We start from the raw sequence: 21889 nt of genomic DNA on the forward strand, positions 1-21889 counted from the left end.
GAACCGTTAATCTGGCCTATCTTTCTGTTTTCCGGGCACAATTGACGTCATGACCGCGCCGATCGCCATCATCATGGGAAGCCAGTCGGACTGGGACACGATGCGGCATGCCGCCGATACGCTTGCAGCGCTCGGCGTCGCCGCCGACACCCGCATCGTTTCGGCCCACCGCACCCCCGACCGGCTGTTTGCGTTCGCCAAGGGCGCCAAGGCCGCAGGTTACAAGGTCGTCATCGCCGGCGCCGGTGGTGCTGCCCATCTGCCGGGCATGGCGGCGGCGCTGACGGAACTGCCGGTGTTCGGCGTTCCCGTCGAATCCAGGACGCTCAAGGGCATCGATTCGCTCTATTCGATCGTCCAGATGCCCGCGGGCATCCCGGTCGGGACCCTGGCCATCGGCAAGGCCGGCGCGATCAACGCGGCGCTGCTTGCGGCCGCCGTGCTGGCCCTGTCCGACCCCGCTTTGTCCGACCGCCTCGCCGCCTGGCGCAAGGCACAGACCGAGGCGGTTGCGGAGCGCCCGGAGGACAAGGCGTGACTGACGCAAAGCAGGTGAAGCTGAAGCCCGGCGACACCATCGGCATCCTCGGCGGTGGACAATTGGGACGGATGCTGGCCATGGCTGCCGCGCGGCTCGGCCTGCGCTGCCAGGTGTTCTCACCCGATCCGGACTCGCCGGCTTTCGACGTCGTCCTGAACGCGACCTGCGCCGAATATGCCGACGTCGAGGCGCTCGAGCTGTTTGCCAACGATGTCGACGTCATCACCTACGAATTCGAGAACGTGCCGGCGGCCGCCGCAATGATACTGGATGCCCGCCGTCCGGTGCTGCCCAACCGCAAGATCCTCGAGACCACCCAGGACCGGCTCGCCGAGAAGGATTTTGTCTCGCGGCTCGGTATCGGCACGGCCGCTTACGCCGACGTCACCTCGGTGGCTTCGTTGCGCGAGGCGATCGTCAGGATCGGACTCCCGGCTGTGCTGAAAACCCGCCGCTTCGGCTATGACGGCAAGGGCCAGGCCATCATCCGCGAGGGCGACGACATCGCCAAGGTGTGGACCAGCCTCGCCACCAAATCGGCGATCCTGGAAGCCTTCATCCCGTACGAGCGCGAGATCTCCGTGATCGCCGCGCGCTCGGCCGCAGGCCAGGTCGAGTGCTTCGACGTCACCGAGAACGAGCACCGCGACCACATTCTGAAGATCTCCCGCGCACCGGCACAGATACCGGACGCGCTCGCCGAGGAAGCACGCAGCATCGCCGGCAAGATCGCGAGCGCACTCGACTATGTCGGCGTGCTGGCAGTGGAGATGTTCGTGCTCGCCAACGGCACGGGACCAAAGGTGCTGGTCAACGAGATCGCCCCGCGCGTGCACAATTCCGGACACTGGACGCTCGACGGCGCCTCGGTCTCGCAGTTCGAGCAGCACATCCGCGCCATTGCCGGCTGGCCACTCGGCAAGCCGGTTCGCCATGGCGAGATCGTCACCATGACCAATCTGATCGGCGACGAGATCAACGACTACGAGAAGTGGCTGACCGTCCCGGGCGCTACCGTGCATCTCTACGGGAAGGGCGCGCCGCGCCCCGGCCGCAAGATGGGCCACGTCACGGAAGTCAGGCCGCCGAAAGGCGAGTAGCGGGACCGCAGCGTCTGCTGCGATCCCGCCTTTTGATTAGGCCGTCTTCGCGCCTGCGACCACACCGCTCGGCTCCTCGCTGAGCCAGCGATAGATCACCCCGCCCAGCGCACCGCCGATCAGCGGCGCGACCCAGAACAGCCAGAGCTGCGACAGCGCCCAGCCGCCGACGAACAGCGCCGGACCCGTGCTGCGCGCCGGGTTCACCGACGTGTTGGTCACGGGAATGCTGACGAGATGGATCATCACCAGCGCGAGCCCGATCGCGAGCGGGGCGAAGCCCGCCGGCGCGCGGCCATGGGTGGCGCCCATGATGACGAACAGGAACATCATGGTCATCACGACTTCGGTGACGAAGCAGACGACCATGCTGTACTGACCCGGCGAATGCGCGTCGTACCCGTTCGACGCAAAGCCCTTGGTGACGTCGAAGCCGGGGGCGCCGCTGGCGATGATGTAAAGCAGTTCGGCGGCAACGATCGCACCGCAGACCTGCGCGATCACGTAAGGCAGGATCTGGCCGGCCGGAAAGCGCCCGCCGGCGGCAAGGCCGACCGTGACAGCGGGATTGAGATGACAGCCCGAGATGTGGCCGATCGCGTAGGCCATGGTGACCACGCTCAGTCCGAAAGCCAGGGACACGCCGACCAGACCGATCCCGACCTGCGGGAAGCCGGCCGCGATCACCGCGCTGCCGCAGCCTGCGAATGTGAGCCAGAACGTGCCGATGGCCTCGGCGGCATATTTCTTCATATCCATGTGTCGTCCCCTAATTTCAAAGTTTCCGGAACAAGGCTCCGGTCGCAGCCCCGCCAAAGACGCCAAATCTCCCAAATCGGGGCTGCACAGGGGTCTTTTCGCCGCATTTAATGGCTGAACTTGGCCCAAAAACCCGCTTGCCAGGTGGACATCCCAGGTTTTGTCTGATACATCGGCGCGCTCAAGGTTAAGGGCTTGCGCGTTTTGCCATCCCCTTTGTCTTACCAGAATTCAAATCCTGTCCACTGAAGAGGATGCCGCGTGCAGGTTCTCGTTCGCGATAACAATGTCGATCAAGCTCTCAAGGCGCTGAAGAAGAAGATGCAGCGCGAGGGAATTTTCCGCGAGATGAAGCTCCGCGGTCACTACGAAAAGCCCTCCGAGAAGAAGGCCCGCGAAAAGGCCGAAGCCGTGCGCCGCGCGCGCAAGCTGGCCCGCAAGAAGCTGCAGCGTGAAGGCCTGCTGCCGATGAAGCCGAAGCCGGTGTTCGGCGCTGGCCCCGGTGGCGAGCGTGGCGGCCGCAGCGGCCCGGGTGCTGGTCCGCGCGGTCCGCGCTGATTTGCCGAACTTTTGAGATCTCGGTTTTCCAAGACTTTGTTTTCGATGACGCGGGCCCCTGGCCCGCGTTATTGTTTGTGAGCGGTGCCTTTCTGGGACGGGGCACTACCGATGCGGCACCAGCGCGCGAGCGAACCGTAGATGGCCTCCCCTTTCCCCCAGCGTGGCTTGGCGCGGCTATGCCGGATCTGGCAGCGGCCGTTCGCATTGGCTTTGATGGGGTTTGCGCTGTGCGGCTGCTCCTTCGACCTGGGATCGTTGATGCCGGAGAAGGACAAGCCGCAGGAGGCGCCCAAGGCGGCCGCCGTCCCGGAGAGCGCGGTCAGCGCCGGCAGTGTCGGCGAAGCCCAGGCCCACACCGTCAAGGCCCAAGCCCTGGCCAAGTCAGGCGAGACGGCCGCAGCGCTGGACGAGTTCAGTCGCGCTGTCGCGCTCGATCCCTACAATGCACAGGCGCTCTATGGCCGCGCGCTGATCTATCAGAGCAATAACGAGCACGATTTCGCGGTCACCGATTTCAGCGCTGCGAGCGGGCTCAATCCGCAAAAGGCCGAGCCGCTGCTCGGCCGTGCCATCAGCTATCTCGCCCTCGGCAAGGTCAAGGAAGCGGCGGCCGATCTCGATGAGGCCTCCGATGCCGATCCGCACAATGCCCAGATCTGGACCGCGCGGGGACAGGCCTATGAGCGGCTGGGCGACAAGGCCAAGGCGGCAGCGTCCTACAACAAGGCCGTCGCGCTTCGTCCACGCGACGATGCCGCCCGCAGCGGCCTCGCCCGCGTCGGCGGCTGACAGCTAGATATTCTTGTTTCGACGCGCTTTGTTCACGCGATCCGGCGTCCACTTGGCTCGAAAACGCTCTAGGCACCGCCTCAATCGGAGGTGGAGCTCTTCGGCAGGACGGAGTGGAACATCGACTTCATGCCCGACAGCATGTCGTCCGCGACGTTGGTCTTCCTCGGCCGCGGCATGGTTGCGCCGGCATCGGCACGCAGGTCGAGCGGCGGCGCGATCATCGGCACGGGAATGTCAGCCGGCGGCGTGATCCGATTCGGGTCGTCGTTGCCGACCGAGGCCGTGTAGGACGGCGACGAACCGCCATTGCCATACGCCTCGGGTGAGGGCGTGGACACCGTGATCGGCGGCGGCAGCGGGCGAACCGTGGACGGCTCCGTCGTGACGACGCGCGGGGTCTCGGGGGTCCGCTCGACCGGCTTGGTTTCGGCGGATTTGGCCTCAGCGGCCTTGGCTTCGGCAGCCTTGGCTTCAGCGGCCTTGGCTTCAGCGGCCTTGGCTTCGGCAGCTTTGGCCTCAGCAGCTTTGGCTTCGGAAGATCTGCCCTCAGGCGATTTGCGCAGACGCTCGATGGCGGCACGCGCCAGATCGTTGGCGTCGGGGGTCGCGGCAGGCGATGCGGCAGCCGGCGCCGAATTGGCGTCCACCACTGGAACGGCGGCTGCCGGGGTCGACTTCGCGGCCGCCTTCTCGCGCGCCGGGGGGCGGCCGTGCGCTGCGGTGTCGGTGGGCGCAACGTCCGCCGCCTTGGTGTCTGCAGTCTTGGTCTCGGACTTGTCGGCGGGCTTCTCGGACGCAGCCTTGTCCGACACGCTCTTCTCGGAAACGCCCTTTTCAGAGACGCCCTTTTCAGAGACGCCCTTTTCAGAGACGCCCTTTTCAGAGACGCCCTTGGCCTTGACGCCGGGCGCGGGAAGGTTGGCGGTATTCGTCGGCTTGCCGTCGCTGCCGGCCTGGGCAGGCGCCGCTACGGCCGCAGGGGTATCGGCCGCCGGCTTGGCGTTGATATAGTGATTAACGATGTAGGCCCCGATGATCGTCGCGAGCACCGAGGGTAGGATATCCATCGAGATTTTAGCGAGGTATTTCAGCATTTCTCGGCCACTCCCCGCGCGATCAGATGCGGGAACTTTGGGGCATTGTAAGGGATCAACTGCGACGGATCGATGGCAAACGGTAACGCCAGCCTTACGGCTTCAGCTCGATCTCAAGGAACACGATCTCGGTTGAGGTTTCGTTAAGTACGTCGTGTTGGACGCCGGCCTTGCGAAAGTAAGATTTTCCGGCCGCGAGCTGCGCCTTGGAACGGTCGCCGCTGGGCGCCACGATGGTCATTTCGCCAGCAGCGACGGGAACAATCACGTAGTCCATCCCGTGGGTGTGATGCCCGGTCGCGCTGCCCGGGGCGAGCCGCCATTCGGTCACCCGGACCTCTTCGTTATCGATCTGAACCTCGGATTTGGCGGCAAGCATCGGAACTCTCCTGGGGAATCGCTTCAGGGCACGAAGACCATGAACACATAGACAGCAAATACCACCATATGGACCAGCCCGAACAGGACATTGGTCCTGCCCGTGCCGAAGGTCAGCATGCTCAGCAAGAATGTCAGGAATAACAGCGCCGTATTCTGGGGATTGAGGCCCAGCACCAGCGGCTGGTCGAGCACGTAGGTGGCGAGACCGACGGCGGGAATCGTCAGCCCGATGGTCGCAAGCGAGGACCCCAGCGCCAGATTGATGCTCTTCTGGAGGTCGTTCTTGCGGGCCGCAGCGATCGCCGAGACCCCCTCCGGCATCAGGATCAGAAGCGCGACCAGCAGGCCCGCGAACGCCGGCGGAGCCCCGATCTGGACCGCGACGGCGTCGACCACCAGCGAGAACTTCTTGGCGAGGAGGACCACGGCCAGCAGCGAAATCAGCAGCAGCACGATGCTGAGCGCCAGCATCCTGCCCGGCAAATGAGCCTCCCCGGTCTCGCCTTCCGCCCTCTCGTGGACGAAGTAGTCCTTGTGCAGGACGGTCTGGGTATAGAGGAACACGCCGTAGAGCACGATCGTCACGAGATCGACGAAGCCGAGCTGAATGGTCGAATAGATCGGGCCCGGGGCAGTCAGCGTGTAGTTGGGCATGATCAGCGTGATGGTTGCCATTGCAGTCAGCACGCTGAGATAGACGTTGGCGCCCGAGACCTGAAAGCCCTGCTCGCGGTAACGCAGCCCGCCGATGAAGACGCAGAGGCCGACCAGGCCGTTGCAGACGATCATCACGACCGCGAACACGGTATCGCGCGCGAGCTCAGGCGCCGGCTTGTCGCCCAGCATGATCGTGGTGATCAGCGCCACCTCGATGATGGTGACCGCCAGCGTCAGCAGCAGCGTGCCGTAGGGCTCGCCGATGCGCTCCGCGATCACCTCGGAGTGATGCACGGCCGCGAACACGGTCCCGAACAGGATCACCAGCAGGACGATCGCAAAGGCAGCCCCGCCGGCCGACAGGGTGAAGCCGTAGCCGGTCGCTGTGACGATCAGGAACAGCAGCACCGCCAAGGCGGGGAAGATCCATGACGACCGCGGCATCGGTCCGTGTGCACTCATGCAGGCGATTCCTTCAACTGGGAGCGCGATTATGCGCGAGAAGATCGCGCCCGTCAGCCCTCAGGGGCCGTTGATGAATTGTCGCGCCGTTTCCAGGGCACCGAAATCATCGAGATTTTCGTGTCCCCCGCCGGGAAGCCGCATCAGCTTCTTCGGCTCGCGCGCCAGCGCAAACAAGCGCTCGCCGAAAGCAATGGGAATCGCCGGATCGCTCGTGCCGTGCATGATCAGCAGCGGCACGGTGACGCGCGCGATCCGCTCATCCGAGTGAAACGTGTCGCGCATCAGCAGGCGAACCGGAATGAACCGAAAGAGCGAAGCTGCGACGTCGACCGTCGACGTGTAGGGAGCCTCCAGAATCAATTTTCCGACCGGATGCTGGGATACGACTGCAACCGCAACGCCGGTCCCGAGCGAGAAGCCCCAGGCGACGATGCGCTGCGGGTCATAACGCTCCGTCGCAAAGGCGTAAGCGGCCGCGGCGTCCTGCAGGAGGCCCAGTTCGCTCGGCGCACCGGTCGAGCCGGCATAGCCGCGATAGGACAGCGCGACAAGGCCGGTGCCGTCGGCAGTGACGCCCTTGAAACGGTTAACGCGCCCGGCGAGAAAGTCGCCGTTGCCCGGAAAGAACAGCACCACGGACCGGCCGGGCCTGGCCGGCACGTGCCAGACGATGACCTTCTCGCCATCGGACGTGGTGAGGATGTGTTCCTCGGCTTGCGGAAATCCCGCGACGGCGGGCGCCTTGCGCTCAGTCGTCGGAATCGGAAACAGCATGTCCCGCTGCTTCACATAGAGCAGGACGAGACCGGCGAGATAGCCGGCGGCAACAACGATGGCGATCCATTTCAGGAATGTCATCGCTGCGCCGGCTCTCCGGCGCTACATCGCCTTCACGATGTTCTCGGTGACCTTCTTGGCGTCGCCGAGCAGCATCATGGTGTTGTCGCGATAGAACAGCGGGTTGTCGATGCCGGCATAACCCGACGCGAGCGAGCGCTTGATGAACATCACGGTGCCGGCCTTCCAGACCTGGAGCACGGGCATGCCGTAGATCGGCGAGGTCTTGTCCTCTTCGGCGGCCGGGTTGGTGACATCGTTGGCGCCGATCACGAAGGCGATGTCGGCCTGCGCGAATTCGGAGTTGATGTCCTCGAGTTCGAACACCTCGTCGTAGGGGACGTTGGCCTCGGCAAGCAGCACGTTCATGTGGCCGGGCATGCGGCCTGCGACCGGGTGAATGGCGTACTTCACCTCGACGCCCTCCTTCTTGAGGATGTCGCCCATTTCGCGCAGCGCGTGCTGGGCCTGCGCCACCGCCATGCCGTAGCCGGGCACGATGATGACCTTCTGCGCGTTCTTCATGATGAAGGCGGCGTCGTCGGCCGAGCCGAGCTTGGCGGGCTTCTGCTCGCCGCCGCCACCGCCGGCTGCTGCAGTCTCGCCGCCGAAGCCACCGAGGATGACCGAGATGAAGGACCGGTTCATCGCGTGGCACATGATGTAGGACAGGATCGCGCCCGAGGAGCCGACCAGCGCACCGGTGATGATCAGCGCGGAATTGCCGAGCGTGAAGCCGATGCCGGCCGCGGCCCAGCCGGAGTAGGAGTTCAGCATCGAGATCACGACAGGCATGTCGGCGCCGCCGATCGGGATGATCATGAGCACGCCGAGCGCCAGCGCGATGATGACGATCAGCCAGAAGTCGAGCGCGCTGCCCGACATCACCAGCCCGACGATGAAGACGACGAGCGCGATCGCGAGCGCGATGTTGATGATGTGGCGGAACGGCAGGATGATCGGCGCGCCGCTCATGCGCGCGGACAGCTTCAGGAACGCGATCACCGAGCCGGTGAAGGTCAGCGCGCCGATGGCGACGCCGAGCGACATCTCGACCAGGCTCTGCGGATGGATGTTGCCGGGGGTTCCGATGTCGAAGGCCTCGGGCGCGTAGAACGCGCCAGCGGCGACCAGCACCGCGGCCATGCCGACCAGCGAATGGAAGGCGGCGACCAGTTCCGGCATCGAGGTCATCGGCACCCGGCGGGCGATCACCGCGCCGATCGCGCCGCCGATCGCGATGCCGAGGATCACGAGGATCCAGGCAAGACCGTCCGCCGGCGGATGGCTGGCGAGCGTGGTGGCGACCGCGATCCCCATGCCGATCATGCCGAACAAATTGCCCTGGCGCGACGTCGCCGGGCTCGACAGCCCGCGCAGCGACAGGATGAACAGCACCCCCGCCACGAGATACAAGAATGCAGAGAGATTGGCGTTCATCTCAGGTCCCCATCTGTCCCTTCAGCCCGAGGTGGCCGCTCACTTCGACTTCTTCTTGTACATCGCCAGCATGCGCTGGGTGACAAGGAAGCCGCCGAAGATGTTCACGCAGGCGAAGATGAGCGCGACGAAGCCGAAGCCGCGCGCCCAGCCCGAGCCGCTCGAGATCATGCCGACACCGACCGCCAGCAGTGCGCCGACCACGATCACCGAGGAGATCGCGTTGGTCACGCTCATCAGCGGCGTGTGCAGCGCCGGCGTCACCGACCACACCACGAAATAGCCGACGAAGACGGCGAGAACGAAAATCGACAGCCGGAAGACGAAGGGGTCGACGACCTGTGCAACATGCTCCATGGCGGCTCTCCTTACGCTTTGGGCTGGAAGTTCGGGTGGATCACGGCGCCGTCCCTGGTCAGGGCGGTGGCCTTGACCAGCTCGTCGTCCCAGTTCACGGCGAGGGCCTTGGTACCCTTGTCGACCATGGTCTCGATGAAATTGAACAGGTTGCGCGCGTAGAGACTGGAAGCCGACGCCGCGACACGGCCGGCGACATTGGTGTAGCCGACGATCTTGATGCCATCGACCTCGGCGACCTCGCCCGGCCTTGCACCCTCGACATTGCCGCCGCGCTCGACGGCGAGATCGACCAGCACCGACCCCGGCTTCATCGACTTGACCATCTCGGCCGAGACGAGCCTCGGCGCAGGCCGGCCTGGAATGAGCGCGGTCGTGATGACGATGTCCTGCTTCTTGATGTGCTCGGCGGTGAGCGCGGCCTGCTTGGCCTGGTACTCCTTGGACATTTCCTTGGCGTAGCCGCCGGCGGTCTGCGCGTTCTTGAACTCCTCGTCCTCGACGGCGAGGAACTTTGCACCGAGCGATTCCACCTGCTCCTTCGTCGCAGGGCGCACGTCGGTCGCGGTGACGACGGCACCGAGACGCCGCGCGGTCGCGATCGCCTGGAGGCCGGCAACGCCGACGCCCATCACGAACACCTTGGCGGCGGGCACGGTACCGGCGGCGGTCATCATCATCGGGAAGGCACGGCCGAAGGCCTCGGCGCCCTCGATCACGGCGCGGTAGCCGGCGAGGTTGGCCTGCGAGGACAGCACGTCCATCACCTGCGCGCGGGTGATGCGCGGCATCAATTCCATCGCGAAGGCGGCGACGCCGGCATCGGCGATCGTCTTCAGCGCGGCTTCGTTGCCATAGGGGTCCATGATGGCGATGACGAGCGCGCCGCGCTTGTACTGCGCAAGCTCGGAGGCTTCAGGACGCTTCACCTTGATGATGATGTCGGCATCCTTCAGCGCATCGGCACTGACAGTGGCTCCCACGGCGGTGAATTCGGAATCCGGCAGGCCCGACTTGATGCCGGCACCCGGCTCGACGGCGATCTCGGCGCCCAGCGCCTTGAACTTCTTCACCGTATCAGGCGAAGCGGCGACACGCGGCTCCGACGGATCGATTTCCTTGGCAACGGCGATCTTCATAGGCCCTCCGGCGACGCGGGACAAAGCACGCACGCGAACTTAGCGTCACTCCCGCAACGTTGGATACCGGTTTTGGTACCGGCTTGAATGCAAATTTTATGAGCACCGACGACGCTGGCGGTGCAACAGACGATGGATCAGGTGAGGAAGATCGCCATCAGGATCACGATGAGCGCGACCGAAGCCGTGCCGTATTTCACCAGCTTGATGAAGCCCTCATAGGTCTGCTCGTGGGCAACATAGTCGTTGCCGTCGGCAGTGGTGTACGCCACTTCGCTATGGTCAGCCATGGATTGTCCCCAGTCGAAAGTCGAATTCTGGGGCTGGGATACCTTAATCCTTCGGGCAGGGCAACGGCAGGCGGGCGCGGTTTTCCCGCAAATCGGGTCATTTGGAATTCCGATTGGGGGGAATTGGCGGGCCTCATGGCGGTCCGGGCGGATTGCCTGCTGACCGCCCGAGAATCGTACGCACCGCGTCGATGAGCGCCGCGCTTGCGCCCGTGGCGTCCCTCCAGTGCGGCGGCGCAGCTCCTAGCTGCGCGGCGCAGCCTAGGGCTGCTCGACCGTTTTCTGCGGCAGACCGGGAAGCCCCAGCGCCGCACGAACTTTTGCGATCGGCTCGATGCTTTCGTCGTCGAAGCGCTTCCGCATGCACCGATCATCGCTGCCCCTGACGACGACGTCGTCGAGACCGGCGAGGAATCGATGCGCCATGTGGAAGCCGAGCGCCCGGTAGACCTCGAACTGCTCCTCGGAGAAGAACTGGTCGCCGGTGGACTCGTGCGGAAAGCGCTCGTAACGCCGCGCATAGTCCCGGATGTAGTCGTTCTCGTCGCCGGTGATCGACGATTTGATGTAGACGAGATGGCCGGTCTGGCCGCCGCCATAGTCGATCGTGCCGATCGCGACGTGCGGACCGTGGGACGCTTCGGGCGCCGGCGTCGGAGGCTTACCGGCGCTGCACGCCATCCAGCCCAGCGTGCAGTTTCGAATCGGCGACCACGGCAGATCGATGAGGACGCCGAGGTCAATGCGCGCATACCTTTGCAGCGTCACCAGCGAGGAGAAGTTCATCGGAGCATCCGCCTCCGCATCGACGGCGATGATGACCTTGCAGCGCCGCCGCAACAGCTCGTAGATTCCGAGATTCTCGATATGGCCACCGTCGGTCAGATAGACGGCATCGCTATTCTCGTAGAGCCGGCCCGATATCTCCGACCAGAGATAGAACGGCGACGGTCTGCGCCGCCCCTCTCCGCCCTCTCCGTTCCTTTCAGCATAGCGCGGATTCCTGAGCCAGAAGCCGAGACGCACATTGAGGAGCGCCAGGGTCGGCGTCAGCGCCCGGATGGAATCCGATCCCATGTTGGACGAGGCGGCCGCACCCGAGATCGCCAGCGCCGTCGCCAGATCGAGGCCGCGATCGCCGCTCTCGAATTTCAGCGTCGAAGCGTAGCCGGTCGCCTCGCTCCCCACACACAACGGCGCGAATACGAAGAAATCGGCGTTGCGCCCCCTGCGGTTGGCGAAATCGGAGCCTTGGATGTTGAGCGCGGTATTGATGAGGTGATAGGGCGCATGAAGCTTGCCATGGGCGCAGAGGGAGCTGAGCTTGAGATCGTCCAGAGGCTCGAGGTCTCGCCCCTGATCGATGCTGGCGACGTTGGGTTTCGGCTTGAGGCGAACGTCAGCATCACCTGAATGCTCGTTTCGCGGAAGCGGCTTGAACAGGAACGCCTTGCTCAGGCGGTCCCGATAGAGACGGTGCAGCGAGTTGGCGTTCGGCGCGAGACACCACGATCCGCGGAACAGCACGATCGCGACGACGAGATACAGCGCAATCACCGACCAGCGCACGTTCACGTCGATCTCCGGTTTGACCGCATCGATCGTGGGGCCGAGGCCGAGCCAGCGAAGCCCGGAAGATATGTTTCCGGCGGCCGAATTCACCCATCCCGGCGCATGCTTGATCTGCTCACCTTCGCGGCTTTCTCTCGTGTGAGTGCGCCTCGTCCTCGTGCGCTTGATCTCGGCGTTCAGCGTTCCCGTCTCGGAGTCGAACTGCAGCTTGCCCGAGAGGTGGGGCGTCGATCTCCTGACCGTGTCGATCTGGTCCGGCACGGGCCATTCGACTGCGTTCGCGCAAACGCGGTTTTCCAGGAGCCTGTCGTTGGTGATGCCCCAGAACGTCAGATAGAGATAGGTGATCCAGATCAGCAGCGGCAACGCGGCGCCGGCGATCCAGATCGCCAGATTGGCGGAGTGGGCAAGCACGATCGCCAGCAGGTTGGAAGTCCCCTTTCCCTTCAGCAGGTCCGCAAATTGCTGCCTGAACAGCGTGACGGCCGCGGCTATCGGCGCGGTGATGGCAGCCAGGGATTTCAGCCATGTCACGGCGACGCCCGCGACGACGCCGAGTCCAGTGTCCGAAGCTGCGTCTGCATTGTCGAACATCTCGGCGATCATGAACGGCTGAAACTCGAAGAAGGCGATCAGGAAGAGCAGCACGAGATAGGTCGCGGCTATGGTCGGCAGACGACTGAACAGAACCGCGCCTGCGCCGTTGTCCTGCTGTGTTCTGAGGCCGCGGAACTCCTGCAGCCTGTTCGCCGGGAGGTACGATCGCCAGATCGCCCACCAGAAGAACATCACAAGTCCAGCGATGCTCGCGGTGAGCGTCAGGCCAAAATGATCGACCGGCATGAACCGCGCCAGATCGCAGATCAGCCCCAACGTGAACGCGACGCCCGCGACATAGGCGAGCAACTCCCGGCGATCCCGCCTGATGTCGTCAAAGACATCGCCATATTGCCGTGACGGCGGCCCGTAGCGGTAGCGGCTGAGGCCGAGGATCGCCCCAGCGAGCAGCGCGCCGATCAAGGTGAAGACGCCGAACCAGTTGGAAATCCAGTGCAGCCGGTTGCAATCGTTGTTGACCGACACGCCGAAGACGTTCGCCGCATAGAGCGCCGACCGGGCCGGGTTCGAGATGATGGTGATGATGGCCAGCATCAGAACGATCGGCAGGGTGAGACCGACATTGGCCACCAGCCCACGAACCACGATTCCAAAGCCGGTCAAAAGGTCGCGCGCACCGGCCGGGACGAGGTAGTTCGAATAGTTGCGGATGTGACCGACCTCGGGCGTATCGCTGACCTCATTGGCCTTTGCGCTCTTCGCGCCGGGATTGGGCGGCTGGCCGAACACGAAGCGCTTTCCAACCGTCATCGTCGCCGTCAGCGAGCTGCCGATATAGCCGCCCCCGGACACGGTGGAGAGGTAATCGATCCGCTTGATCACGTCGTGATGGTTCAGCGCCTGAAGCACACCGAGACAAACGGCGGAAGATCGAATGCCGCCACCCGAGAGCGAGAGACCAACGACGTCGATGATCTGTCCGGGCTTGAGCTGCGCCGTCTCAATCCGGCGCTCGGGCTCACGACGCGTATTGATGGCTTCGATCTCACACTTAATGAGATCGTGGTGTTTCTCGCCCCAGGGCCGAAAATCAACAACACCCGCACTCGGCGCGTGATCGTCGCCGGGGGCGCGGGCCTGCTCGGCCATCCTCGCCTCCCCTTGAGGCACGGGCCTAAATCAATCAATAGCTGCAATATGGAGGGCCAGTGCCGTTCAGATTAGTCTTGCAGACGGCACAAACGTTCAATCCAGCGTAGCAAGCTCTCCGAAACCCACCTGAACGTCCGAAAACTGGGCGGAACAGCCGACGCAGAGCAAGCCAGCCGCGCCCCAAGGGCGCCGCTGCCTCAGCCCATCGCCTCCAGCTCGTCGATCATCCCGGCAATGACCGAAAGACCGCCGTCCCAGAATTTGGGATCCTTGGCGTCGAGCCCGAACGGCCGCAGCAGCTCGGAATAATGCTTGGTGCCGCCGGCGGCGAGCATGTCGAGATAGCGCTCGGCAAAGCCTTCGGCTGCGTTCTCGTAGACCGCGTAGAGCGAGTTCACGAGGCAGTCGCCGAACGCGTAGGCGTAGACGTAGAACGGCGAATGGATGAAGTGCGGAATGTACATCCAGTAGTTCTCGTAGCCCGCCTTGATCTCGATCGCCGGCCCGAGGCTCTCGCCCTGCACCGACAGCCAGATCTCGCCGAGCCGCGTCGCGGTCAGCTCGCCGTTCTTGCGCTCGGTGTGGACCGCGCGCTCGAACGAATAGAACGCGATCTGCCGCACCACGGTGTTGATCATGTCCTCGACCTTGCCGGCGAGCAGCGCCTGACGCTGCTTGGGGCTCTTGGTCTGCGCCAGCAGCCGCCGGAACGTCAGCATCTCGCCGAACACGCTCGCGGTCTCCGCCAGCGTCAGCGGCGTCGGCGCCATCAGCGCGCCGTTCTTGGCCGCCAGCACCTGATGCACGCCGTGGCCAAGCTCATGCGCGAGCGTCATCACGTCGCGCGGCTTGCCCTGGTAGTTCATCAGCACGTAGGGATGCGCCGACGGCGTGGTCGGATGCGAGAACGCGCCCGGCGCCTTGCCCGGACGCACCGGCGCGTCGATCCAGCGGTCGGTGAAGAAGCGCTCGGCGATGTCGGCCATTTTTGGCGAGAAGCCGCGATAGGCCGTCAGCACCATGTTCCGCGCATCGGGCCAGCCGATCACGTCGGTCGCCGCAAACGGCAGCGGCGCGTTGCGATCCCAATAGGCGAGCCGCTTCTTGCCGAACCACTTCGCCTTCAGCGCGTAATAGCGATGCGACAGCTTTGGGTATGCCGCGCGCACCGAGGCGACCAGCGCATCCACCACTTCGCGCTCGACGCGGTTGTTGAGGTGGCGCGAATCCGCGACGTCCTTGAAGCCGCGCCAGCGGTCGGAGATGTCCTTGTCCTTGGCCAGCGTGTTGGTGATCAGCGCGAAGGTGCGCTCATTGGCCTTGAACGTCTTGGCCAGGGCTTCCGCCGCCGCCTTGCGCTTGGCGCCGTCGCGGTCGGCCAGGAAATTGAGCGTCGGCTCGATCGCGAGCTCTTTTGCGCCGACCTTGAAGCGCAGACCGGAGATGGTCTGGTCGAACAGCCGGTTGAAGGCGGAATAGCCGGTTTGCGACTTCTCCAGGAAGAGCTGCTCGAGCTTGTCGTCGAGCTGATACGGCTTCTCCTTGCGCAGGTCCTCGATCCACGGGCGATAATACGCCAGCCCGGGCGCCTGCATCGCGCGGTTCAAAATATCGTCATCGACACGGTTCAGCTCGAGCGCGAAGAACAGCAAATGCGTCGACGCAGCCGTCAGCCGCTCCGACACATCGCCGTAAAACTTTGAAATCTTGGGATCAACGCTGTCGCCGGCATGGACGAGACCGGCATAGGAGCCGAGACGGCCGGCGAGATCGTCGATCGCCTCATAGCGTCGCACCGCCTCGGCGAGCCATTTTCCGCCATCTTCGTTTGCTGTCCCTGTTGCGAGCTTGCCCTTGTAGTCGGTCTCGAACGCGACGCAATCGGCATCCATCTTTTCGAGATCGCGCGCCACTTCCGGCGCATCGATCCCGGAATAGAGGTCGGCCAGGTTCCACTCCGGAAGCTTGCCGGCCTTGCTCGCAGGCTTTGCGGGCGAAGATTTGGAGGGCCTTGCCTTGACGGCAGATTTCTTGGCGGCGGATGTCTTGGTGGCAGGCTTGCGAAGTGCGGGCTTTTTAAGAGCAGTCTTGGAGCGCGAATTCATTGTGTGGGAAACCTGTGTTCAACAATCGCGACGGCGGGCGGGGGCATCAAGGTTTAAGAGTGCGTTAATCGGCTTCGGCCAGAGTGCCCCGATTCGAGACAGATAGTAGTAGCGTGCGGGGAACACCATGGCTGCCAGTATTTTGATCGCCGACGACGACGCTGTAGCCCGCCGGCTGGTCGAGAACATGGTGCAGAAATGCGGCTATGAGACGATCGTCGTGGAGTCTGGCGACGCCGCGATCGCCGCCCTCACCGCACCCGATGCACCTGTTATCGACGGCGTCATCCTCGATCTCGTGATGCCCGGCCTCGACGGCATGGGCGTGCTGGCGAAAATCCGCGAAGCCGGCCTCACCGTGCCCGTCATCGTGCAGACCGCCCATGGCGGCATCGACAATGTGATCTCGGCGATGCGCGCGGGCGCGGCCGATTTCGTGGTCAAGCCGGTCGGCATGGAGCGGCTCCAGGTCAGCTTGCGCAACGCGCTCAATGCTTCCGCGCTCAAGGGCGAATTGCAGCGCATCCGTCACAGCCGCGAGGGCCGGCTGACCTTTTCCGACATCATCACGCGCGCTGAGGCGATGGCGGGCGTGATGCGCACCGCGCAGAAGGCGGCGGGCTCGTCGATCCCCGTGCTGATCGAGGGCGAGTCCGGCGTCGGCAAGGAGATGTTCGCGCGCGCCATCCATGGCAGCGGCGAACGCAAGGCAAAGCCCTTCGTCGCAGTCAATTGCGGCGCGATCCCCGACAACCTCGTCGAGTCCATCCTGTTCGGCCACGAGAAGGGCGCCTTCACGGGCGCCACCGAACGTCACACCGGCAAGTTCGTCGAGGCCCATGGCGGCACGCTGTTCCTGGACGAGGTCAGCGAGCTGCCGCTGGCCGCGCAGGTCAAGTTGCTCCGCGCGCTCCAGGAAGGCGCGGTCGAGGCCGTCGGCGGCCGCAAGCCGGTGAAGGTCGATGTCCGTATCATCTCGGCAACCAACCGCAGGCTGCTGGAGCGGGTGAAGCAGGGCCATTTCCGCGAAGACCTGTTCTATCGGCTCCACGTGCTGCCGCTGACGATCCCCTCGCTGCGCGCCCGGCGCGAGGACATCCCGCATCTGCTGCGGCATTTCCTGGCGCGCTTTGCCGCCGAGGAGAACCGCCCCATCTCCGGCATCAGCGGCGAGGCCGTCGCGCACCTCGCCCAGCTCGACTGGCCCGGCAACATCCGCCAGCTCGAAAACGCGATCTATCGCGCCGTGGTGATGAGCGAGGGCGACCAGCTCGGCCTTGGCGACTTCCCCCTGCTCGCCACGCAGCCGCATCCCGGGACCGACATTCCGACCGCGCCGTTGATGATTGAGCCGATCGCGGCGCCCTCGGTCATATCGGGTAGCGAAATACCGATCGCGCCGCTTCCCCTGGCGGGGAGCCTCTCCATGCTGACCCCGACCGGCGATGTCCGTCCGCTGGAGGACATGGAGAACGAGATCATCCGCTTCGCCATCTCGCATTATCGCGGGCAGATGTCTGAAGTGGCCCGCCGCCTCAAAATCGGCCGGTCCACTCTCTACCGAAAACTCGACGAAGCCGGGGTTCCCGGCCATGGCGGCAAAAGCGGCGAGGAGACGCACTGAGCCTCATGCGAACGGAGGTTCGCGCGACCATGCGGGACGGCCGTAAGCCGTTCGCATGACGGCAGAATCCGAGCGCGACTTGAACCGTGACTTGGAAGTGACAGACAGAGGGAAAAGCGCGTGGTGCAGGCGCACAATCCGTTGCCAAGAGGCTCCCTTGAAGTCAGTTTGTCGTGAGTTGTCCCGGGTAGCGCTGGCTGCAAAATCGGGGCCTGTATATCGTCTGCGTAAGAATCGTTGCGTGCAGGCGTGCAACTTTCGAGAGGCCGGCGCGGTTTAGCCGAAGCTCACTAGGCGATAACGAAGCTGTTCCACGAGGAACAGTTCACCCAAGGGGTGCGACACAATGCGTGACTGTTTGAATCACCGTGCAGGCTTTGACCGCGTCCTGATGACGGTCGCGGCGACCTTCCTCACGGTATCGGCCGGCTCGGCGCTGGCGCAGGACCAGGCGCGCAGCAGCGCCGCCGAGCTCGCGATCGAAGCCGCGATCCCGCGCCCCGAGCCTGCCAACGTCCCGCCTCCGACCGCCTCTGACATCAAGCTCGACACCACCGCCACGGTTCAGGACTCCGCGAAGGAGACCGCCAAGGAACCCGTAAAGGCCGAAGCCGCTCCCGCGCCGGACAAGGTCGAGACCAAGCCCTCCGACGTCGCCACGACGCCCGCCATCGAGGCGCCGAAGAGCGAGACGGCTAAAACGGAACCCGCGAAGACCGAGCCTGCCAAGGCCGATACTGCGACGACGACGCCGGCTGCGCCCGCGGCTCCCGCGACCGCAGCGGCTCCTGCCGCCGAGCCTGTCAAGACTGCGAGCACCGTGCCCGCCGCCGACCAGCCGGTCGCCGACAAGCTCAAGGACATCATCGGCGCCAAGACCTCGCGCCATTTCGACCGCAAGAACGAGCGTGCGGCGATCGAGAAGTTTTACGGCGCGCGTGACTTTGCGCCGGTGTGGACACAAGCCGGCAGCCTGACCGCTGCCGCCAAGGGCGTGATCGCGCGGCTGAAGGACGCCGCCTCGGACGGCCTCAACCCGGCCGACTATCCCGTGCCGGATTTTGCCGCTGCGACGAACCCCGATGCGCTCGCTGATGCCGAGCTCAAGCTCACCGCCAGCATGTTCGACTATGCGCGCCAGGCGCAGAGCGGCCGCATGCACTGGTCGCAGGTCAGCGCCGACATCCTCTATCCGGAGCATCCGGTCGACCCGAGCGAGGTCCTGACCAAGATCACGACCGCGGCTGACGCCTCCGCGGCGCTCGACAGCTACAACCCGCCGCAGAAGCTCTACAAGGAGCTGAAGGCCAAGCTCGCGGAGCTCCGCGGCCAGGGCAGCGGCCCGGTGATCGAGATCACCGACGGTCCGGCGCTGAAATACACTCCGGCCGGCAAGAAGCAGGCTGAAATCGTGGTGGAAGATCCGCGCGTGCCGCAGCTGCGCGCCAAGCTCGGCCTCACCGAGAACGCCAGCGACACCCGCTATGACGCAACGGTCGCGGAGGCCGTGCGAAAGTTCCAGAACAGCGCCGAGCTCAAGGTGACCGGCATCCTCGACGACAAGACCGTCAAGGCGATCAACACCCCGAAGCGCGACAAGCAGATCGACACGGTGCTGGTGAACATGGAGCGCTGGCGCTGGCTGCCGCGCGACCTCGGCGTGCCCTCGCTGGGCGATGCCTATGTCATCCTCAATATTCCCGACTACACGCTGAAGGTGATGCAGCGCGGCCAGCAGGTCTGGACCACCCGCGTCGTCACCGGCAAGCCGGGCCAGCACGCGACCCCGCTGCTCACCGAGACGATGAAGTACATCACGGTCAATCCGACCTGGAACGTGCCGCCGTCGATCGTCTACAACGAATATCTGCCGGCGCTTCAGCAGGACCCGACCGTGCTGCAGCGCATGGGCCTCAAGCTCGAGCAGAACCGCGACGGCTCGGTGCATATCTCGCAGCCGCCCGGTGAAGCCAATGCGCTTGGCCGCATCCGCTTCAACTTCCCGAACAAGTTCCTGGTCTATCAGCACGACACGCCGGACAAGAACCTGTTCGCCAAGGAAGACCGCGCCTTCAGCCACGGCTGCATGCGCGTGCAGAACCCGGATCAGTACGCCTCCGTGCTGCTCAACATCGCGCTGCCGAACGAGAAGTACACGCCGGAGCGCGTGCGCAGCATGTACGGCAAGAGCGAGATCGACCTGAAATTCCCGACCCCGATCCCGGTCAACATCACCTATCAGACCGCGTTCGTGGACGATGGTGGCAAGCTGCAATTCCGCAAGGACGTCTATGGCCGCGACGCGACCATGATCAACATCCTGAAGAACGGCCGCGGCAAGGATCTCGAGAACATCGTGGCCCACTCGCAGCCGAGCTATTCGCGTCCGTCGACGACGCTGCCGCCCGGCGTGGCAGTGGCCAACAATGGCGGCTCGTCCGGCCCGAACTTCTTCGAGCGCCTGTTCGGCGGCGGGGCCCCTGCCCAGCCGCCGGCCCCTGTCGGCCGCAAGCCGCAGCGGGTGTTCACCCGCTGAGCCCTGCCTGGCGCGTCACTTCCTGAGATTCTGCAATAAAATCAGCGACCTCATCCCCTGGATGGGGTCGCTTAACGTTAACCATTCTCCACCCGATCTCGGGCAGCGGGCGTTTTTTTGCCACACTCAACCGTTTAGGTTTGTATTCTGACTTGGTTTGGGGGCGAGAAGGTCAACCTCAAATTAACCTTCTCGCTTTAACAAAGCGTTCATCCTCTTTCGCGCGCTAACGGGGTTGGCGAGGGAGTCCATTTTGAACGCTGGTCGACTGGGTGGGCTCTAACGTGCTGACTGGTCTCGCACGCCAATTCGCTGTGCTGTCGTTGTCCCATGCGGGAGTGAAGGCTGGTTCCAGGATCGGCCTCGCTTCCGTATTGCTGCTTGCTGCCGCAGGCTCGGTCCACAACGCCGCCGCGCTGAACGAGACCAAGACCCTCTCCTTCCACCACACCCATTCCGGCGAAGACCTCACCATCACCTTCAAGCGCGATGGCCGCTACGACGAGGCGGCGCTGAAGCAGCTCAACCACTTCCTGCGCGACTGGCGCACCCAGGACGAGACGGTCATGGACCGTCACCTCTTCGACATCCTCTGGGAAGTCTATCGCGACGTCGACGGCAAGCAGCCGATCCAGATCATCTCCTCCTATCGCTCCCCCGCCACCAACGCCATGCTCCGCCGCCGCTCCTCCGGTGTGGCGCGCTTCAGCCAGCACATGCTGGGGCATGCGATGGACTTCTACATTCCGAACGTACCGCTGGAGCAGATCCGCTTCGCCGGCCTGCACCTGCAGCGCGGCGGCGTCGGCTTCTACCCGACCTCCGGCTCGCCCTTCGTGCACCTCGACACCGGCAGCATCCGGCACTGGCCGCGCATGACGCATGACCAGCTCGCCCGCGTCTTCCCGGACGGAAAAACGGTGCATGTGCCGACCGACGGCACACCACTGAAGGGCTATGAGCTCGCCAAGGCCGAGATCGAGCGCCGCGGCACCGGCGACGATGCCGGCAGCAGCAAGCCGGGCTTCTTCGCCGCTTTGTTCAAGGGCAAGCCGGCTCCGGCAGCTGCGAGCGGCGACGAGGATGACGAGGGCGCGACCGCCCCGGCCGCCAAGCCCGTGGCGCCGATCGTGGTCGCCGCCGCATCCAAACCCGCCGATCCGGTGCCGACGCCCCGCGCCAAGCCGTCAGTTGCCGCCGCGATCCAGCTCGCCTCAGCCGACGCGCAGCTCGTTGCGCCGCCCAAGCCGAAGCCTGCGCCCGTGGCTGACAAGCCCGCTGCCGGCAAGCCGGAGACCCCGGCCGACATCATCAACGCCCGCGGCTTCTGGGATGCCCCGGCTACGCCGCAGCAGGCAACGCCCGCGCAGATCGCCGCGCTGAAGGCCCGCCAGGCGCTCGCCGCCGCCACCGATCCGCAGGCAACCGCGAGCGTCTCCAACGCTACGCTTCAGGCGCTGGCTTACGCGCCGGCCGCCTCCCCGGTCGACCGTGCCAATGTCGTCGCCGCCTCCGCGCCGATCCCGCGTTCCGCCCGTCCCGCCGCGGCGACGCGCAGCCTCGCGCCTGCGACCGGAATCAACACGGTGGTCGGCAAGAGCACCGACGGCATGATCGCGACCGCGACCCGGCTGTCCGCGGCCAAGGGCGAGAGCATCTGGTTGAAGATCGTGATGCTGTCGCCGAGCGCCAGCCGCGCGATGTCGGTCACGCTGATGGGCGAGCTCGATACGACCGCGATGCGCGCCTACTTCGTCAAGCCACAGGCGGTGGTCGCCATGGGCTTCACCGACGATCCGATGCAGGGCCTGTCCTGCGACAGCTTTACGGGCAGCGCGACCGCGAAGCTCGAGACGACATCGTTCGTCGTGCGGACGGCCGCGCTGCGCTGAGGCTTATAGCCCTCGCCATTTCCACGAACTCAGTCTC

The 21889-nt window shown here is 64.7% G+C and carries 18 protein-coding genes; 7 read left to right on the plus strand and 11 right to left on the minus strand.

Going from position 1 to position 21889, the window contains the following annotated elements; translation table 11 throughout:
* Window positions 1-49 precede the first annotated feature (49 nt).
* Together purE and AC1RR3_RS02675 are read left to right on the plus strand one after the other, a co-directional pair.
* Window positions 50-538: a 5-(carboxyamino)imidazole ribonucleotide mutase gene (gene purE, locus AC1RR3_RS02670; RefSeq protein WP_492819058.1), complete on the plus strand. Its 489-nt coding sequence runs from the start codon at window positions 50-52 to the stop codon at window positions 536-538.
* Window positions 535-1641 (plus strand): 5-(carboxyamino)imidazole ribonucleotide synthase, encoded by a 1107-nt coding sequence (locus AC1RR3_RS02675; protein WP_492819060.1) that lies wholly within the window; start codon window positions 535-537, stop codon window positions 1639-1641. Before purE ends, AC1RR3_RS02675 begins: the two co-directional genes overlap by 4 nt.
* A gap of 36 nt (window positions 1642-1677) precedes the next feature.
* On the opposite strand, the gene aqpZ is transcribed toward AC1RR3_RS02675, so the two are convergent.
* Window positions 1678-2400, minus strand: a complete 723-nt coding sequence (aqpZ, locus tag AC1RR3_RS02680) for an aquaporin Z (RefSeq protein WP_008131185.1) — start codon at window positions 2398-2400, stop codon at window positions 1678-1680.
* A gap of 261 nt (window positions 2401-2661) precedes the next feature.
* Between aqpZ and rpsU the strand changes: the two genes are divergently transcribed.
* Complete coding sequence (gene rpsU, locus AC1RR3_RS02685) at window positions 2662-2958, plus strand: 30S ribosomal protein S21 (protein WP_092291984.1); 297 nt, start codon at window positions 2662-2664, stop codon at window positions 2956-2958.
* A gap of 141 nt (window positions 2959-3099) precedes the next feature.
* The gene (locus AC1RR3_RS02690) at window positions 3100-3750 is read left to right on the plus strand and encodes a tetratricopeptide repeat protein (RefSeq protein WP_492819063.1); all 651 of its coding nucleotides are present in this window, start codon (window positions 3100-3102) and stop codon (window positions 3748-3750) included.
* An 80-nt stretch (window positions 3751-3830) separates the two neighbouring features.
* Here the strand turns inward: AC1RR3_RS02690 and AC1RR3_RS02695 are convergent, their stop codons facing one another.
* The 10 genes from AC1RR3_RS02695 to AC1RR3_RS02740 all read right to left on the minus strand — a co-directional run bounded on the left by AC1RR3_RS02695 (window position 3831) and on the right by AC1RR3_RS02740 (window position 15800).
* Window positions 3831-4847, minus strand: coding sequence for a hypothetical protein (locus AC1RR3_RS02695; RefSeq protein ID WP_492819065.1), 1017 nt, complete (start codon window positions 4845-4847; stop codon window positions 3831-3833).
* Between the two features lie 94 nt (window positions 4848-4941).
* A complete protein-coding gene (locus tag AC1RR3_RS02700) occupies window positions 4942-5226 on the minus strand; it encodes a cupin domain-containing protein (RefSeq protein ID WP_492819067.1) in 285 nt (94 codons plus the stop codon).
* A gap of 23 nt (window positions 5227-5249) precedes the next feature.
* The gene (locus AC1RR3_RS02705) at window positions 5250-6347 is read right to left on the minus strand and encodes a calcium:cation antiporter (protein WP_492819069.1); all 1098 of its coding nucleotides are present in this window, start codon (window positions 6345-6347) and stop codon (window positions 5250-5252) included.
* A 60-nt stretch (window positions 6348-6407) separates the two neighbouring features.
* On the minus strand, window positions 6408-7208 hold the full coding sequence (locus AC1RR3_RS02710; RefSeq protein ID WP_492819071.1) for an alpha/beta hydrolase: 801 nt from the start codon (window positions 7206-7208) through the stop codon (window positions 6408-6410).
* A 21-nt stretch (window positions 7209-7229) separates the two neighbouring features.
* A complete protein-coding gene (locus AC1RR3_RS02715) occupies window positions 7230-8627 on the minus strand; it encodes an NAD(P)(+) transhydrogenase (Re/Si-specific) subunit beta (protein WP_492819073.1) in 1398 nt (465 codons plus the stop codon).
* 39 nt (window positions 8628-8666) lie between these two features.
* The gene (locus AC1RR3_RS02720) at window positions 8667-8984 is read right to left on the minus strand and encodes a proton-translocating transhydrogenase family protein (RefSeq protein WP_247319717.1); all 318 of its coding nucleotides are present in this window, start codon (window positions 8982-8984) and stop codon (window positions 8667-8669) included.
* An 11-nt stretch (window positions 8985-8995) separates the two neighbouring features.
* A complete protein-coding gene (locus AC1RR3_RS02725; RefSeq protein WP_492819075.1) occupies window positions 8996-10123 on the minus strand; it encodes a Re/Si-specific NAD(P)(+) transhydrogenase subunit alpha in 1128 nt (375 codons plus the stop codon).
* A 137-nt stretch (window positions 10124-10260) separates the two neighbouring features.
* Window positions 10261-10413 (minus strand): aa3-type cytochrome c oxidase subunit IV, encoded by a 153-nt coding sequence (locus tag AC1RR3_RS02730; protein WP_008136857.1) that lies wholly within the window; start codon window positions 10411-10413, stop codon window positions 10261-10263.
* A gap of 261 nt (window positions 10414-10674) precedes the next feature.
* Window positions 10675-13692 carry a patatin-like phospholipase family protein gene (locus tag AC1RR3_RS02735; protein ID WP_492819078.1) on the minus strand — a complete coding sequence of 1006 codons (3018 nt, stop codon included), beginning with the start codon at window positions 13690-13692 and terminating at the stop codon, window positions 10675-10677.
* A 200-nt stretch (window positions 13693-13892) separates the two neighbouring features.
* Window positions 13893-15800 (minus strand): M3 family oligoendopeptidase, encoded by a 1908-nt coding sequence (locus AC1RR3_RS02740; protein ID WP_492819080.1) that lies wholly within the window; start codon window positions 15798-15800, stop codon window positions 13893-13895.
* Window positions 15801-15927: 127 nt separating this feature from the next.
* On the opposite strand from AC1RR3_RS02740, the gene AC1RR3_RS02745 reads away from it, so the two are divergent.
* The 3 genes from AC1RR3_RS02745 to AC1RR3_RS02755 all read left to right on the plus strand — a co-directional run bounded on the left by AC1RR3_RS02745 (window position 15928) and on the right by AC1RR3_RS02755 (window position 21852).
* Window positions 15928-17424 (plus strand): sigma-54-dependent transcriptional regulator, encoded by a 1497-nt coding sequence (locus tag AC1RR3_RS02745; protein WP_492819082.1) that lies wholly within the window; start codon window positions 15928-15930, stop codon window positions 17422-17424.
* Window positions 17425-17770: 346 nt separating this feature from the next.
* Window positions 17771-19960, plus strand: a complete 2190-nt coding sequence (locus tag AC1RR3_RS02750) for a L,D-transpeptidase family protein (protein WP_492819084.1) — start codon at window positions 17771-17773, stop codon at window positions 19958-19960.
* 284 nt (window positions 19961-20244) lie between these two features.
* Window positions 20245-21852: a peptidoglycan L,D-endopeptidase MepK gene (locus AC1RR3_RS02755; RefSeq protein ID WP_492819086.1), complete on the plus strand. Its 1608-nt coding sequence runs from the start codon at window positions 20245-20247 to the stop codon at window positions 21850-21852.
* The last annotated feature ends 37 nt before the right edge of the window (window positions 21853-21889 follow it).

The organism is Bradyrhizobium sp. GW821-FHT13H05 (assembly GCF_058804065.1).